General features: G+C 61.8%; 15 protein-coding genes. 7 read left to right on the forward strand and 8 right to left on the reverse strand.

Annotation, left to right across the window (positions count from 1 at the left end; translation table 11 throughout):
• Genes fdhF through CRO46_RS18280 form a run of 3 tightly spaced genes read left to right on the forward strand, consistent with a single transcriptional unit; the run spans position 1 to position 3,985 of the window.
• Complete coding sequence (gene fdhF / locus CRO46_RS18270) at positions 1–2,886, forward strand: formate dehydrogenase subunit alpha (RefSeq protein ID WP_097109235.1); 2,886 nt, start codon at positions 1–3, stop codon at positions 2,884–2,886.
• 33 nt (positions 2,887–2,919) lie between these two features.
• Positions 2,920–3,762 (forward strand): formate dehydrogenase accessory sulfurtransferase FdhD, encoded by an 843-nt coding sequence (fdhD, locus tag CRO46_RS18275; protein ID WP_097109236.1) that lies wholly within the window; start codon positions 2,920–2,922, stop codon positions 3,760–3,762.
• Positions 3,752–3,985, forward strand: coding sequence for a formate dehydrogenase subunit delta (locus CRO46_RS18280; protein WP_097109237.1), 234 nt, complete (start codon positions 3,752–3,754; stop codon positions 3,983–3,985). Before fdhD ends, CRO46_RS18280 begins: the two co-directional genes overlap by 11 nt.
• A 93-nt stretch (positions 3,986–4,078) precedes the next feature.
• Here the strand turns inward: CRO46_RS18280 and tmpT are convergent, their stop codons facing one another.
• The 4 genes from tmpT to CRO46_RS18300 all read right to left on the reverse strand — a co-directional run bounded on the left by tmpT (position 4,079) and on the right by CRO46_RS18300 (position 6,316).
• Positions 4,079–4,720: a thiopurine S-methyltransferase gene (tmpT, locus tag CRO46_RS18285; RefSeq protein ID WP_097109238.1), complete on the reverse strand. Its 642-nt coding sequence runs from the start codon at positions 4,718–4,720 to the stop codon at positions 4,079–4,081.
• Positions 4,721–4,733: 13 nt separating this feature from the next.
• Entirely contained in the window at positions 4,734–5,450 is a 717-nt protein-coding gene (locus tag CRO46_RS18290) for an LrgB family protein (protein ID WP_097109239.1), read from the reverse strand.
• Positions 5,443–5,811, reverse strand: coding sequence for a CidA/LrgA family protein (locus tag CRO46_RS18295; RefSeq protein WP_097109240.1), 369 nt, complete (start codon positions 5,809–5,811; stop codon positions 5,443–5,445). Before CRO46_RS18295 ends, CRO46_RS18290 begins: the two co-directional genes overlap by 8 nt.
• A gap of 73 nt (positions 5,812–5,884) precedes the next feature.
• Positions 5,885–6,316, reverse strand: coding sequence for a YqaA family protein (locus CRO46_RS18300; protein ID WP_097109241.1), 432 nt, complete (start codon positions 6,314–6,316; stop codon positions 5,885–5,887).
• 196 nt (positions 6,317–6,512) lie between these two features.
• Between CRO46_RS18300 and CRO46_RS18305 the strand changes: the two genes are divergently transcribed.
• Together CRO46_RS18305 and CRO46_RS18310 are read left to right on the forward strand one after the other, a co-directional pair.
• A complete protein-coding gene (locus CRO46_RS18305) occupies positions 6,513–6,953 on the forward strand; it encodes a MarR family winged helix-turn-helix transcriptional regulator (RefSeq protein WP_097109242.1) in 441 nt (146 codons plus the stop codon).
• A gap of 118 nt (positions 6,954–7,071) precedes the next feature.
• A complete protein-coding gene (locus tag CRO46_RS18310; RefSeq protein WP_179759116.1) occupies positions 7,072–7,971 on the forward strand; it encodes a DMT family transporter in 900 nt (299 codons plus the stop codon).
• A 42-nt stretch (positions 7,972–8,013) separates the two neighbouring features.
• On the opposite strand, the gene CRO46_RS18315 is transcribed toward CRO46_RS18310, so the two are convergent.
• Positions 8,014–9,498, reverse strand: a complete 1,485-nt coding sequence (locus CRO46_RS18315) for a carboxypeptidase M32 (RefSeq protein ID WP_097109243.1) — start codon at positions 9,496–9,498, stop codon at positions 8,014–8,016.
• A gap of 267 nt (positions 9,499–9,765) precedes the next feature.
• On the opposite strand from CRO46_RS18315, the gene CRO46_RS18320 reads away from it, so the two are divergent.
• Entirely contained in the window at positions 9,766–10,701 is a 936-nt protein-coding gene (locus CRO46_RS18320) for a hypothetical protein (protein WP_097109244.1), read from the forward strand.
• A 279-nt stretch (positions 10,702–10,980) separates the two neighbouring features.
• Positions 10,981–12,081 (forward strand): CaiB/BaiF CoA transferase family protein, encoded by a 1,101-nt coding sequence (locus tag CRO46_RS18325; RefSeq protein ID WP_097109245.1) that lies wholly within the window; start codon positions 10,981–10,983, stop codon positions 12,079–12,081.
• A gap of 5 nt (positions 12,082–12,086) precedes the next feature.
• Here CRO46_RS18325 and CRO46_RS18330 read toward each other — a convergent pair whose 3' ends face one another.
• Genes CRO46_RS18330 through CRO46_RS18340 form a run of 3 tightly spaced genes read right to left on the reverse strand, consistent with a single transcriptional unit; the run spans position 12,087 to position 14,220 of the window.
• Positions 12,087–12,620 (reverse strand): YbaK/EbsC family protein, encoded by a 534-nt coding sequence (locus CRO46_RS18330; RefSeq protein ID WP_097109246.1) that lies wholly within the window; start codon positions 12,618–12,620, stop codon positions 12,087–12,089.
• 2 nt (positions 12,621–12,622) lie between these two features.
• The gene (locus tag CRO46_RS18335; protein WP_097109247.1) at positions 12,623–13,441 is read right to left on the reverse strand and encodes an MBL fold metallo-hydrolase; all 819 of its coding nucleotides are present in this window, start codon (positions 13,439–13,441) and stop codon (positions 12,623–12,625) included.
• Entirely contained in the window at positions 13,438–14,220 is a 783-nt protein-coding gene (locus CRO46_RS18340; RefSeq protein WP_097109248.1) for a TatD family hydrolase, read from the reverse strand. Before CRO46_RS18340 ends, CRO46_RS18335 begins: the two co-directional genes overlap by 4 nt.
• Positions 14,221–14,225 lie beyond the last annotated feature (5 nt).

Below are 14,225 nucleotides of genomic sequence, written 5' to 3' on the forward strand. Positions count from 1 at the left end.
ATGGCGCTGATACAGGAAATTGACCACGGCACTCCGGCTTCGACCGCTGAAAAAACCGTTCGCCTCGTGATTGACGGCAACACGGTGGAGGTGCCCGAAGGCACCTCGGTGATGCGCGCTTCGATGGAGGCCGGTATCAAGGTACCGAAGCTGTGTGCCACCGACATGGTCGATGCCTTCGGTTCCTGCCGGCTCTGCCTGGTCGAGATCGAGGGCCGCAACGGCACGCCGGCCTCCTGCACCACACCGGTCAGCGAAGGCATGGTGGTCCACACCCAGACCGGGCGGCTGAAGGACATCCGCCGCGGCGTGATGGAGCTTTACATTTCCGACCATCCGCTCGACTGCCTGACCTGTGCCGCCAATGGCGATTGCGAACTGCAGGACATGGCCGGTGCGGTTGGCTTGCGCGATGTGCGCTACGGCTATGACGGCGAAAACCATGTCAAGGCGCGGCAGAACGGCGAAGCCAATCCCCGCTACATGCCGAAGGACGAGAGCAATCCCTATTTCACCTATGATCCGTCCAAATGCATTGTCTGTTCGCGCTGTGTGCGCGCCTGCGAGGAAGTGCAGGGCACCTTTGCGCTGACCATCGAGGGCAGGGGCTTTGAAAGCCGCGTTTCGCCCGGAATGCACGAGAGCTTCATGAATTCCGAATGCGTGTCCTGCGGCGCCTGCGTGCAGGCCTGCCCGACGGCGACGCTGCAGGAAAAATCCGTGATCGAGATCGGCCAGCCGGAGCATTCGGTGGTCACCACCTGCGCCTATTGCGGCGTCGGTTGCTCGTTCAAGGCCGAAATGCGCGGCGAGGAAGTCGTCCGCATGGTGCCTTGGAAGGATGGCAAGGCCAATCGCGGCCATTCCTGCGTCAAGGGTCGCTTTGCCTGGGGCTACGCCACCCACCAGGACCGCATTCTCAACCCGATGGTGCGCGAGAAGATCACCGATCCGTGGCGTGAAGTGACCTGGGACGAGGCCTTTGCCCATGTCGCCAAGGAAATGCGCCGCATTCAGTTCCAGTATGGCAAGGGCGCCATCGGCGGCATCACCTCGTCGCGCTGCACCAATGAGGAAACCTTCCTGGTGCAGAAACTGGTGCGCGCCGGCTTCGGCAACAACAATGTCGACACCTGCGCCCGCGTCTGCCATTCACCCACGGGCTACGGCCTCGGCAAGGCCTTCGGTACATCGGCCGGCACCCAGGATTTTGATTCCGTCGAGCACACCGATGTGGTGATCCTGATCGGCGCCAATCCGACAGACGGCCACCCGGTATTTGCCTCGCGGCTGAAGAAACGCCTGCGTGCGGGCGCCAAGCTGATCGTCATCGATCCGCGCCGCATCGATTTGGTCCGCTCCCCGCATGTTGAGGCCAGCCACCATCTGCCCTTGAAACCCGGCACTAATGTCGCCGTGCTCACCGCTCTGGCGCATGTGATCGTCACCGAAGGCCTGTGCGACGAGGCGTTTGTTCGCGAACGCTGCGACTGGTCGGAGTTCGAGGATTGGGCCGCGTTCGTCGCCGACCCTGTCCATTCACCCGAAGCAACGCAAGCCTTCACCGGAGTGCCGGCAGACGAGCTGCGCGGTGCAGCCCGGCTTTATGCGCGCGGCGGCAACGGCGCGATCTATTACGGGCTTGGCGTTACCGAGCACAGCCAGGGCTCGACCACGGTGATGGCGATCGCCAACCTGGCCATGGCGACGGGCAATATCGGCCGCCCCGGTGTCGGCGTGAACCCTCTCCGCGGCCAGAACAATGTCCAGGGTGCCTGCGACATGGGCTCGTTCCCGCACGAGCTGCCCGGCTACCGCCACATTTCCGGGGCCGAAGTCCGCGACGTGTTCGAGAAACTGTGGGGCGTGGAGCTCAATCACGAGCCCGGTCTCCGCATCCCGAACATGCTCGATGCGGCGGTCGACGGTACGTTTCGCGGCATCTACATCCAGGGCGAGGATATTCTGCAGTCCGACCCTGACACCAAGCACGTCAAGGCCGGGCTCGAGGCGATGGAATGCGTTGTCGTCCATGACCTGTTCCTCAATGAGACCGCCAATTACGCTCATGTCTTCCTGCCCGGTTCGACCTTCCTTGAAAAGGACGGCACCTTCACCAACGCAGAGCGGCGCATCAACCGCGTCCGCAAGGTGATGAGCCCGAAGAACGGGCTGGCCGATTGGGAAGTCACGCTGAAGCTGGCGCAGGCCATGGGGCTTGATTGGAATTACAGTCATCCATCTGAAATCATGGATGAAATCGCCGCCACCACACCGAGCTTCGCCAAAGTGAGTTATCAGTTGCTGGAAGAGAAGGGCTCGGTGCAGTGGCCCTGCAACGAAGCGAAACCTGATGGTACGCCGGTCATGCATCTCGACGGTTTCGTGCGCGGCAAGGGCAAGTTCATCCGCACCGAATACGTGGCGACCGACGAGCGCTCCGGACCGCGCTTCCCGCTGCTTCTGACCACCGGCCGGATCCTGAGCCAGTACAATGTCGGCGCCCAGACACGGCGCACCGACAATGTGGCCTGGCACGCCGAAGACCGGCTGGAAATCCACCCGCATGACGCCGAACAGCGCGGCATCCGCGAGGGTGATCTGGTCAAGCTCGCCAGCCGCTCCGGGGAGACCACGTTGCGATCGACGATCACCGAACGCGTGGCGCCCGGCGTGGTCTACACAACCTTCCACCATCCCGGCACCCAGGCCAATGTGATCACCACCGATTACTCCGATTGGGCCACCAACTGCCCGGAATACAAGGTGACGGCGGTGCAGGTGTCGCCCTCCAACGGCCCGACGGTCTGGCAGGAGGAATATGATGCGCAGGCCACGCAGGCGCGCCGCATCCTGCCACTTGATGCGCTGGAACCGGCAGAGTAGGCCGGCGATGGCGCCGGCGAAAGGATCAGTCTGATGGCCGGTAGCAGACCCGGTACGATCCCCAGCACAAACAGGGCAAAGCGCATCGCTGTGAGGGCAGGGGTGGACACACCCGGACACCGGGACCTGCCCGAAGAGGTGCCGGTGGCGCTGTCCTTTGGCGGAACCACCCAGGCGGTGATGATGGCGACGCCATCGGATCTGGAGGATTTCGGCATCGGATTTGCGTTGTCCGAAGCCATTGTCCACTCTGCCGCCGATGTGATTGAGCTCGAGATTGTCGAGGCTGATCAGGGCTTTGATGTCCAGATGCGGCTGGCGGACCAAGTGCAGACAGCATTTGCCGCCCGCCGCCGCAAGATGGCCGGCCCCGTGGGGTGCGGCCTTTGCGGCATCGAATCAATCGACGAGGCGCTTCGCGCCCTGCCTGCGCGCAGCGCGGTCGAGCTGGAACTGACCCCCGGGGATGTACGCGAGGCTGTGCGGGCGCTGTCGATGCAGCAGAAGCTTCGGGCCGAGACCGGTGCGGTGCATGCAGCCGGCTTCTATCGTCCGGACGAGGGTATGCTTTGCGTGCGCGAGGATGTCGGCCGCCACAATGCGCTCGACAAGCTGATCGGCGCCATGGCACGCAATGGCCAAAATTCAGCCGAGGGCGCGATCGTGATCACCAGCCGCGTCTCCGTCGACATGGTGCAAAAGGCGGTGATCGCCGGCACCGGCGTGCTGATCGCGGTGTCGGCACCGACGGCGCTTGCTGTTCGGACCGCCGAAGCCGCCGGCCTGACGCTTGTTGCAATCGCCCGCGGCGCCGATTTTGAAGTTTTCACCCGGCCCAACCGGATTTCCAAGGGAGTTGAGAGCGATGTCGCCTGACAAGATGCGCTACCAGGCCAACCAGATCGCCACCTTCTTTGCCTCGCAGCCGGAGGACGAGCAGGTAGAGGGCGTTGCCGATCACATCAACAAGTTCTGGGATCCGCGCATGCGGGCAAAACTGTTTGAAATGGCAGACGAAAGCACCGAAGGCTTCAAACCGACGCTGGTCGCAGCACTGCAAAAGATAAACCGGCCGGGACAGTTCGGCTCGGTTGGGTGAACCCGCAAAGGGTGAGGAAAGCTTGGTTGATCACAGGCGAGACCTATCGGCTTGGCCTGGACGGGGGCAGCGGTAGGCAGAGACTGAGGGCGCTTAGCATTCCCGTGGCGTGAGCAGCCAGACGTGTTCCTTTGCATCCACACCCTTGAAGCCACCCGAGATGTCAGTGATGCTCAGGGTTGAAACGGCATAGCGCCTTGAGTAGTGCTGCTTGATCTCGTCCGCCGGGACCGAAAAGGGCGGCCCCTTCAGCAACTCCGGGTCGTATTCGAATGTGACGAGCAGCTGAGGCGCTGTGCTGGTGATACCGGCGACATGGGACGCGTAGCCTGATCGCATGTCGCTCGGCAGCGCCACGAGCGCAGCCCGGTCAAACACGGCATCGACCGGGCCGAGGAGGGCAGGGGTGAGGTCGAAAATGTCGCCGACAAAGATGTCGATGTTGTCTGCGCTGTAGCGTTTCAGGTTTCCGAGGGCCGCCACAGCCGGCTTGACGTCGAGCTCCTCAAACAATTGCATGATCGCCAGCTCACTGAGTTCAACCCCAACCACCCGGTGGCCTCTGGAAAGAAGCCAGCCGATATCGAGTGTCTTGCCGCAGAGCGGCAGGAAGACGCGTGAACTCTCTGCCAGGGACAGGGCTGGGAAATGCTTGACCAGCAGCGGATTGGGTTTGCTTTCATGAAAGCCGATGCGGCCTCTCTGCCAACGGTCATGCCAGAAATCATGGTCCATTCAAACCTCTCTTTCAGAAAAACAGCCGCCACAAAACAGGCAGCAGGATCGCAGTCGCCAGCGCGTTCAGGCCCATGGCGAGGCCGGAGAAGGCGCCGGCAAGTTCGCCCGCCTGCAGCGCCCGTGCGGTTCCGATGCCGTGGCTGGCGGTACCGAGCGCCAGGCCGCGGGCGCGCCAGTCCTTGATGCCGATCAGAGAAAGCAGCGGCGGGCCGAGGATGGCGCCCAGGATTCCGGTCAGGATCACCAGCACGGCGGTCAGCGAGGGCAAGCCGCCCAGTTGCTCGGTGATGCCCATGGCGACCGGTGCCGTTGCGGATTTCGGCGCCAATGACACCAGTGTTTCCCGGCTGGCACCCAGCAGCAAGCCGAAGCCGACAGCGGTGCCGATGGCGGTGAGCGAGCCGCAGAGCAGGCTGGCGACAAGCGCCAGTGCCGAGCGCCGGACCCGCTCGAACTGACGGTAAAGCGGGATCGCCAGCGCCACCGTTGCCGGGCCCAACAGGAAATGGACGAATTGTGCGCCCTCGAAATAGGTCTGATAGCTGGTGCCGCTCAGCGTCAGCAGCGTGACCACAGCGATGACGGCGGTAAGCACCGGATTGAGAAACGGTTTCTGCCCGGACCGGTCATAGAGCCAGCTTCCGGACTGAAACGCCGCCAGCGTCAGCGTCAGGAACATCAGCGGGCTGGCGCTGAGATAGACCCAGACTTCGGAGATATCAGCCATTCTCCTTCTCCGGATTGTCCGTGGATATAGGACGGGCGAGCCAGCTCATCACCAGCGCCGTCACCGCAATGGTTGCCAGGGTTGAGCCGACAAGAGCCGCCGTGATCGGCAGCCAGTCCTGGCCGAGCAGATCCAGATGCGCCATGACACCGACGCCAGCGGGCACGAACAGCAGCGCCAGGTGCCTGAGCAGACTGTCGGCCACTGCGCCGACATCCTTTGGCACCGTCCCCTTGACCAGAAGCAGCACAAACAGCAGCACCATACCGGCGACCGGTCCTGGAACCGGCAGGCCGAGAAAGCGCGTCACAAGCTCGCCAACCAGTTGGCAACTCAATATCAGGGTAAGGGCAGAAAGCATCGGCGAGACCTGTGAAGCGAGGGCAGGGAGGACAATAGTGCCAGATTCCGCAGCGCAGCCCCACTCGTTTATGTCACGCACCAAGACCCGCAGCCAGTACGAGATAGCGTCCGGCCTTGCCGATCGAGACCAGGATCAGAAACCGCCACAGGGGTTCGCGCATGATGCCCGCCACCAGGGTCAGAGGGTCGCCGATGACAGGCACCCAGGCCAGGAGCAGCGACCAGTAGCCGAAACGCTGGTAGTAACCTTGCGCGCTGTCGAGCTGCGCGTCGCTGGCGGGGAACCATTTCCTGTCGCGAAATCTCTCGACTCCGCGGCCGATCAGCCAGTTCAGCACCGAGCCCAGAATGTTGCCGAAGCTGGCGACCGCGACGAGCGCAACAGCAGGCTGCTGACCGAGCAACAACAGCCCGCCCAGCAGGGTTTCAGACTGCGCAGGGATCAGCGTCGCGGCCAGCAAGGCCGCGAGAAACAGGCTGCTATAGGCGGCGAGATCGGTCATGCGGTCACAAGCCTTTCGGCGCTAAGGTCAATCGGAGTCAGTATCCGACTGATGACCTGCCGCCAAGAGGTATGCGGGAGTCCGGGCGTTTCGACAAATCTTTCAGGCACGTATTCTGTCGAAGTATGAATTCACCGACGATACATAGCTTGCTATATGTATTTGCATAGCAAGCTATGTAATGATAGGATGAGTCATGATGTTCGACAAATCCCGTTCGGCCGGTGCGCTGGTCAGCGACATCGCCCGCCTCCATGCGGCTGAGCAGCAGCGCGCACTCGCCCCGCTGGGGCTGTCGCGGGCGCAATTCGTGGTTCTCTGTGAGCTTTGGCTTGCCGACGGCATGACCCAGCGTGAGCTGGCCAATGGTCTGGGGCTGGAGCAGGCGACGATGGCCAATACGCTGGCACGGATGCAGCGCGACGGTCTGGTCACGCGAAAGCCGCATCCCGACGATGGACGCTCGCAACAGATCTGGCTGACAGAATGGGCAAGGGATCTGAGAGACCCTGCCTCACGGGCAGCACTCGAGGCCGACGGCCTTTTGGCTGCGGCCCTGCCATCTGCCGAGCGTGAACTCTTTTTGAGCATGCTCTCGCGCGTGACGGCAAACCTGCGCAGCGGCAAGACCGGCTGATCCTCGTCGTTCGCACTGTGCACGATGGCTGCCGGGGGTTTCCTGCTCGCGGCAAAGCGGATAGGCAGGTCGGAGGCTCCTGGCCCTACGTTTCTCAAACTGACCGGAAAACACCCACATGGACAATATGCGCGGGATCATCCTGATGGTTCTCGGGATGGCGGGCTTTGCCGCCGAGGACATGTTCATCAAGCTCTCATCGGGCAGCCTGCCTGTGGGAGAAATTCTCGTCATTCTCGGGCTGCCCGGCGCGGCGCTGTTTGCGGTTATTGCGAAATCGCGCGGGGTTGATCCCTTTTCCGCTGCCTTTTTTCATCCCGCCGTGCTGGTCCGCAATGCCAGCGAGATGATCGGCAGCATCGGCTTTGTCACCGCGCTGGCGCTGATACCGCTGGCGACAGCGACAACGATCCTGCAGGCAGCACCCTTGTTCGTCACCATGGGGGCGGCGCTGATTCTCAGCGAACCTGTCGGCTGGCGGCGCTGGAGTGCAATCCTGGTGGGTTTTGGCGGCGTGGTGCTGGTCATCCGGCCCGGGCTCGAAGGTTTTGAGCCGAATGTGCTGTGGGCTGTGCTTGGTGTTGTCGCACTTTCGGCCCGTGATTTGGCGAGCCGCAAGGTGCCAAAATCGATCCTGTCGCTGCAGCTCGCCGTCTGGGGCTTCTTCGCTGTCGGAATCACTGGACTGCTGATGCTAGCCGTGACAGGTGGCGCGAAAATTCCGACCATGGCCGAAACCATCTATCTCACCGGCGCCTTGCTGATCGGCACCTTTGCCTACTGGACCCTGACCGAGGCCACGCGGGTCGGTGAAATCTCTGTGGTCATGCCGTTTCGTTATTCGAGGCTGTTGTTCTCGATGGTCGTCGGTGCGCTGGTGTTTTCGGAATATCCAGACAGCTACACGCTGATCGGAGCTGCCATCATCATCGCGACAGGAATCTACACGATCATGCGCGAACGCAAGCGCCGCCGCCAGGAAGCCACTCTGGCAAAGGCGGCGTCCGCCGGTTTGTGACGAGACGGGAGAACCGGGCAGGGCTCCCCCGTTTCTTGGACATCACCCGCCGTAGCGGGCTTCCAGATGGGCGATGAAATAGGCCGGGTTGAGCACTTCGCCGGTGGCCTGGCGCAGGATCTCCGGTGTCGAGGCAGTGGAGGCCTTTGACCAGATATTGTCGCGCCGCCAGGCGTTGACGGCTTCGAAATCGCCTGCCGCAATCTGCCTGTCGACATCGGGATTGATCTTGACGATTGCCGCCCATTGCTGCGCTGCCATCAGCGCGCCCAGCGTGTAGGAGGGGAAATAGCCGAAGGCGCCCGATGGCCAGTGAACATCCTGCATCGGGCCGTTCTTCGGATCATCCAGCGTCGAAATTCCGAGCGACGCCTGCATCCTGATGTCCCAAGCTTCGGGCAGGTCCTTAACCTCAAGCCGGCCCGCGAGCAGCTCCTGCTCCAGCTCGTAGCGCAGAATCACGTGCAGCGGGTAGGTGACCTCATCGGCATCGACCCGGATCTTGCCGCGCTTGATCAGATGCACGTGCGGCAGCAGATCTTCCATGCTCCAGTTTTCCTGCAGGTACCGGTCGACCAGCGGCAGCGCAAAGGTCCAGAATGCCGGGTTGCGGCCGATCTGTTTTTCGACAAACAGGCTCTGGCTTTCGTGGATCGACATGCCGCGCGCCTTGCCCGATGGCCAGTGCGCCCATTGCTTCGGCAGGTTCTGCTCATAAAGGCCGTGACCGGTCTCATGCAGAATGCCCATCAGCGCCGAGAGAAATTCGTCGGTGCGGTAGCGCGTGGTCATGCGAACGTCGCTCGGCACACCACCGCAAAACGGGTGATCGGAAATCGACAGGCTGCCATGGTTCATGTCGAAGCCGACAGCCTTCATCATCGCAATGCCGAGCGCCTTCTGTCGCTCAACCGGATAATCGCCCGACAGCGCTTTCAACGGACATTTGGCATGACGTTGTTCCTGTGCGTCGAGCGCCCGGGGCAGGAACTCCACCAAAAAGCTCTTCAGTTCCTCGAACACCGGCGTGACGGTCTCCGTTCGATTGCCGGGATCGAATTGCTCCATCAGCGCGTCATAGGGGGCAAGACCGAGCACGTCTGCGCGCATGGATGCCTCTTCGCGCGTCATCTCGACAACCTCTTGCAAGGCGGGCTCGAACGTCTTCCAGTCACCATTGGGGCGGGCGGCGCGCCACAATTGCTCCGAACGCATGCTGGTTCGCATCTTGCGCTCGACGAAGTCCGAGGGCAGGCAGGTCATGTTTATGTAGCTGCGCTCCAACTCTGAAACCGCAGTTTTCTGTTCCGGATCAAGTGCTTCGGCCTTGGCGGCTTCAATCCAGTCTCCGACTTCGGGCGTCGTGGCCTGGCGATGATGCATCCCGGAGAGCGAGGCCATCGCCTCCGCCCGCTGCTCGCCACCTCCGGGCGCCATGTGGGTGGCTTCATCGGTTCCCAGGATGGCAAGCGCGTGTTCCAACGCTCCCAGTGAGCGGCAATGGGCATCGAGCTTGGCATAGGACATGGCGGTAATCTCCGGTCAATGGGTGTTGGCCATCCGATAGGCCAAGCCAACATCATCTGCAAGGCTGCCGCCAACGCGTAGCTGCAGCAATGGTTCCGCTCCGGCGCCGTCCGGACAGGCCAGGCAGGGCAGGGCGTGGCAAGGCTGCCGGCTTACCGCAAGAAGCCAGCGATTCTCTTATGCAGGCTGTCAAATTGCCGGGTTTCGACAGGTTCGAGCAAGCCTGTGCACCGAATGTCAGAATCATTCGTTGGGAGCCATTAGGGCATGAATATCGAAGGCATCAGCCATTCGCATATTCGGACTGTCGGCCGCGCGGGATCCGTCAAGGAATCCGCGCCGACGATTCATGCCTATGTTATCCAGTCCTATCAGGAACTGGGGCCAGCGGGCCCGAGCGAAGCCACGGGCACCTATGACTTTTCCGGAAAAGTCGCACCCGCGACCCATGAATACACGGTTGCCGCACCCAACGGCTTTGAAATCTATATGCCGGTGCGGCCGGGCTTTGCATCCAACAATCTTGCCCTGGCCGTTACCGAACCATCGGCCGAACCGTTTTCATCCGGCAAGACCAAGTCCGAAATCGCCGACGCGGCCCGCAAGGCAATTGACGCGCGCCACATCAAGATGGCTGACAGCGGTCAGCCATTCCGGCCCAAGAGCAACGAGGCCGTGGACTGGTACACGGTCTTCGGCGATCTGGACCGGCGCGCCTTGTCCGCCATACGCACCGATGAAACCGGCTTTTTCTCCAAGGAGGAAAAAGCGATCGCCCAGTCGATCATGATCCAGCAACAGTCACTGGCCATGGGGCTTTATCATGGTCCGACCCGGCTGGCCGGCAGCTTTGCCGGAAAGGAAGGCATCGACCCATCCGATCATATGGCGGTTGGCAAGGCCGGGGCTCTGTGGCTCGATCAGGTCAGCCTCGAGGAAAAGACCACATCGTGGGAGTGGATGGAGCAGCGCGCTGCGGCCCAGTATCTCTATGAGAGCGGTGCCGAGCAAGCGGGCGTCAAGCCTGAGGACCTGTCATCCGGATTCAACTTCGTCGACATGCTGTTGCAGGCCTATCGCGAGCTGGAGCAGAAGGGTGAAGGGCACGAGCTCAATTATCTGCCAGCCTACCAGAAGGCCTGGCAGATGTTTGTCGATCAGGTTCCAGCCGAGCAGTCGACCACGACAACTTTGTTCTTCTGAGCCATTTCGGTTCGCCCAACTCGTGCACATCAAAATCGCATAAGATGGATTATGGAACTGTTGACAATTCAGACCAGAGATAGCAACAGGTCAAGGTGATCAAGTGAATCAACGCGTTGGAGCCGGATGTTCTTGTTCTAAGTGAACCGCACGATGCCCGAACCAGCGAACTGCGCCCCGTGTGTCTCTGATGCGTGTAACATAAACCCGAATCTGGTCTAGTCGCATCCGTTGCCGTGGACTCGGTTCCGGCGGTCGTCGAGCAAGCGAGGAACAAAAATGCTTGAAGGTCTTCGGGTCATCGAGATTGAAGGACTTGGGCCGGCACCGTTTGCGTGCATGATGCTGGCCGATCTCGGCGCCGACGTCATCGTGGTTCACCGCAAGAACGGCGCTCCGGCACCCGGCATGCCGGAACGCTCGCTGATCGATCGCGGCAAGCGTTCGATCGAGCTGGATCTGAAATCGGCCGATGACATCGCTGTGCTGAAAAATCTAGTGCGCCGCTCGGAAGCGCTGGTGGAAGGATTTAGGCCCGGTGTGATGGAGCGGCTGGGGCTCGGGCCGGACGATCTGTTTGAAGTCAATCCGGGCCTGGTATATGGCCGCATGACCGGCTGGGGCCAGACCGGTCCGCGCGCACAGACGGCAGGTCACGACCTCAATTACGTCTCATTGTCTGGCGCTGCCTGGTATGCCAGCAACCAGGGTGAAGCGCCGTTCACGCCGCCGACGCTGGTTGGTGACATCGGCGGTGGTGCGCTCTACCTCGTTGCCGGCTTGCTGGCGGGCGTCATGGCGGCGCGCGCAGGCCGTGGCGGCACCGTTGTCGATGCGGCCATCGTCGACGGTTCGGCGCATATGATGAACCTGCTGATGACGCTCGCTCAAACCGGTGGACTTTCAATGAGACGCGGACAAAGCCTGCTCGACGGACCACACTGGAGCCGCTGCTACGTCTGTTCGGACGGCGGCTACATCTCGGTGCAATGCCTGGAGCCGAAATTCTACGCCACGTTCATCGCGGTTCTCGGATTGCAGGAGGACCCTGATTTCAAGCCGCAATTCGATGCCTTAAAGTGGCCGCGGCAGACTGCGTTGCTGGCCGGTATTTTCGCCGGACAGCCGCGGCGGCACTGGGAGGAGCTGTTTGCCGGATCAGATGCCTGCGTGGCCCCTGCCCTTGATCCGAAGCAGTCGGCCAGCGATCCGCACATGGCGGCGCGCGGTGTCTGGCTTGAGACCGATGGTGTGCTCCAGGCCGCACCTGCGCCACGCTTCTCAACCGCACCGGTTAATGCGGCAGGCCGAAAAATCCCGGCGCGTGGTGAGCACTCGCAGTCCATTCTAGAATGGCTGGCGCGCGACACACCAGTGTGACGGGATCAGCTTTGAGAGCCTGCCTTGTCTGCGCGCACATCGATCACGCTAGCGCCGATCGCTGTGGCCAGAGCCCGCGGATCGACGCTGAAGATGCTGTCGGGCCGGCCGGCGGCAGCCCAGACTTCGGCATGAACGAGCAGCGTGCGGTCCATATAGACCGAAATCGGGTTCAAATGCCCGATCGGCGCTACACCGCCAATGGCAAAACCGGTTTCGTCGCGCACACGGCGCACATCGCAGCGGGAGAATTTCAAGCCGTAAGCTTCTGAAATGTAGTCCATATCCGCATTGTGTCCGCCCGAGACCAGCATCAGATTGAGCTGCCTGGTAGCGGCATTTTCAAAGACCAGCGATTTCACGATCTGCCCGACATCACAGCCGGCAGCAACTGCAGCTTCCTGCGCCGTGCGTGTGGACTGCGCCATTTTCAGGATCCGAATCTGCAGCCCGGAGGCCGCAGCGGCCTGCGCCACCCGGGCCATGCTCGAGCCGGCAGGGATCAGGTCCGGCGTCATTTCCGTGGCGGTTTCGCTCATGCTCAAAGCTCTATGTCGATGGTCAATCCGTCATAGCCCGGCTCGACGCGTTCCGGTGTCTCGTTGAGTACGGTCTGATAGTCGAGCGGCACGTGCATGTGGGTCAGGATGGCGCGTTTCGGGTCGAGTTTCTCGACCCACCACAGCGCCTGATCGATCGACAAATGGCTCGGATGCGGCTTGTATTGCAGCGAGTCGATGATCAGCACATCGAGGTTCTGCAGCTTCTCGACAGTCGAGCGGGGAAAATCGCTGACATCGCAGCAGTAGGCGACATCACCGATGCGAAAGCCCAGCGACCGGATCGATCCATGCGCCTGGTCGAGCGGTTGCACCTCGACCGCCCCGCCCTCGCCCGTGATCGTGATCGGCTTGTCCAGTGAATTGATCAGCACCGGCGTTGTGATCGGCGGATAGTTGCTGCCTGCAGGTGTTTCCAGGCAATAGCCGAAGCCGGCGCGGATCCGTGCCATGGTTTCAGGATCGGCGTGGATCGGGATCTGCCTGCGCTGCGTCAGCGCAAAGCCGCGCAGATCGTCGATGCCGTGCACGTGATCGGCATGCGAATGAGTGTAGAGCACCGCATCGATGCTTCGAACCTTGCTGGCGATCATCTGCTCGCGGAAATCCGGCCCGGTATCGACCACGATCGTGGTTTCACCGCCATCGGCGCTGAATTGGCGGATCAGGAAGGCCGCCCGGGTGCGCCGGTTCTTAGGGTTGTCCGGATCGCAGGCGCCCCAGTCGCCATTGACCCGCGGCACGCCCGGAGACGAGGCGCAACCGAGAATTGTGAATTGGCGGCGTACCGGTACCGTCACAGCTTAGGCATCGTCGAGAAACAACGGAAGGCGTTCTCGGTTGTGATCCGGGCGATCTCCTCATAGGACACGCCTTTGACTTCGGCCAAAACTTCCGCGGTGTTGACCACATAGGATGGCTCGTTGCGCTTGCCGCGCCAGCGCTTGGGCGCCAGATATGGCGCATCGGTCTCAACCAGCAGCCGGTCCATCGGCACGCTCTTGGCGATGTCCCGCAGTTCCGTTGATTTCGGAAAGGTCAGGATGCCTGAAAACGAGACATAGCCCCCAAGCGCCACGCCGGTATCGGCCAGTGCCTGCCCGGAGGAAAAGCAATGCAGAATGAAGGGAAAGGCCCCCTTCCCCGTTTCCTCGGTCAGGATTTGAGCCATGTCGTCGTCGGCGCTGCGGCTGTGGATGACCAGCGGCAGCTGCGTGCGGCGGGCAGCCTCGATGTGACGCCTGAGTCCGGTCTTCTGGTCCTCCGGTTTCTGCGTTTCGTAGAAATAGTCGAGCCCGGCCTCACCGATCGCCACCACCTTCTCATGCGCCTCGGCCAGCGCCACCAGCTGGTCTGCCGTTACGTCCAGCTCTTCATCGGCATTGTTCGGATGGGTGCCGACGGAGCAGAACACGCTTGGATAGCGCTCGGTCAGCGCCAGCAACGTGTCGAGCTTCCTGACACGGGTCGAAATCGTCACAATCTGCTTTACGCCGGAAGCGTGGGCGCGCTCCACAAGCTCGTCGCGTTCCGCGTCGAAATCGGCAAAATCGAGGTGGCAATGGCTGTCAATCAGCATTGGTC

Source organism: Parahoeflea halophila, from assembly GCF_900220985.1.
GTDB lineage: Bacteria > Pseudomonadota > Alphaproteobacteria > Rhizobiales > Rhizobiaceae > Hoeflea > Hoeflea halophila.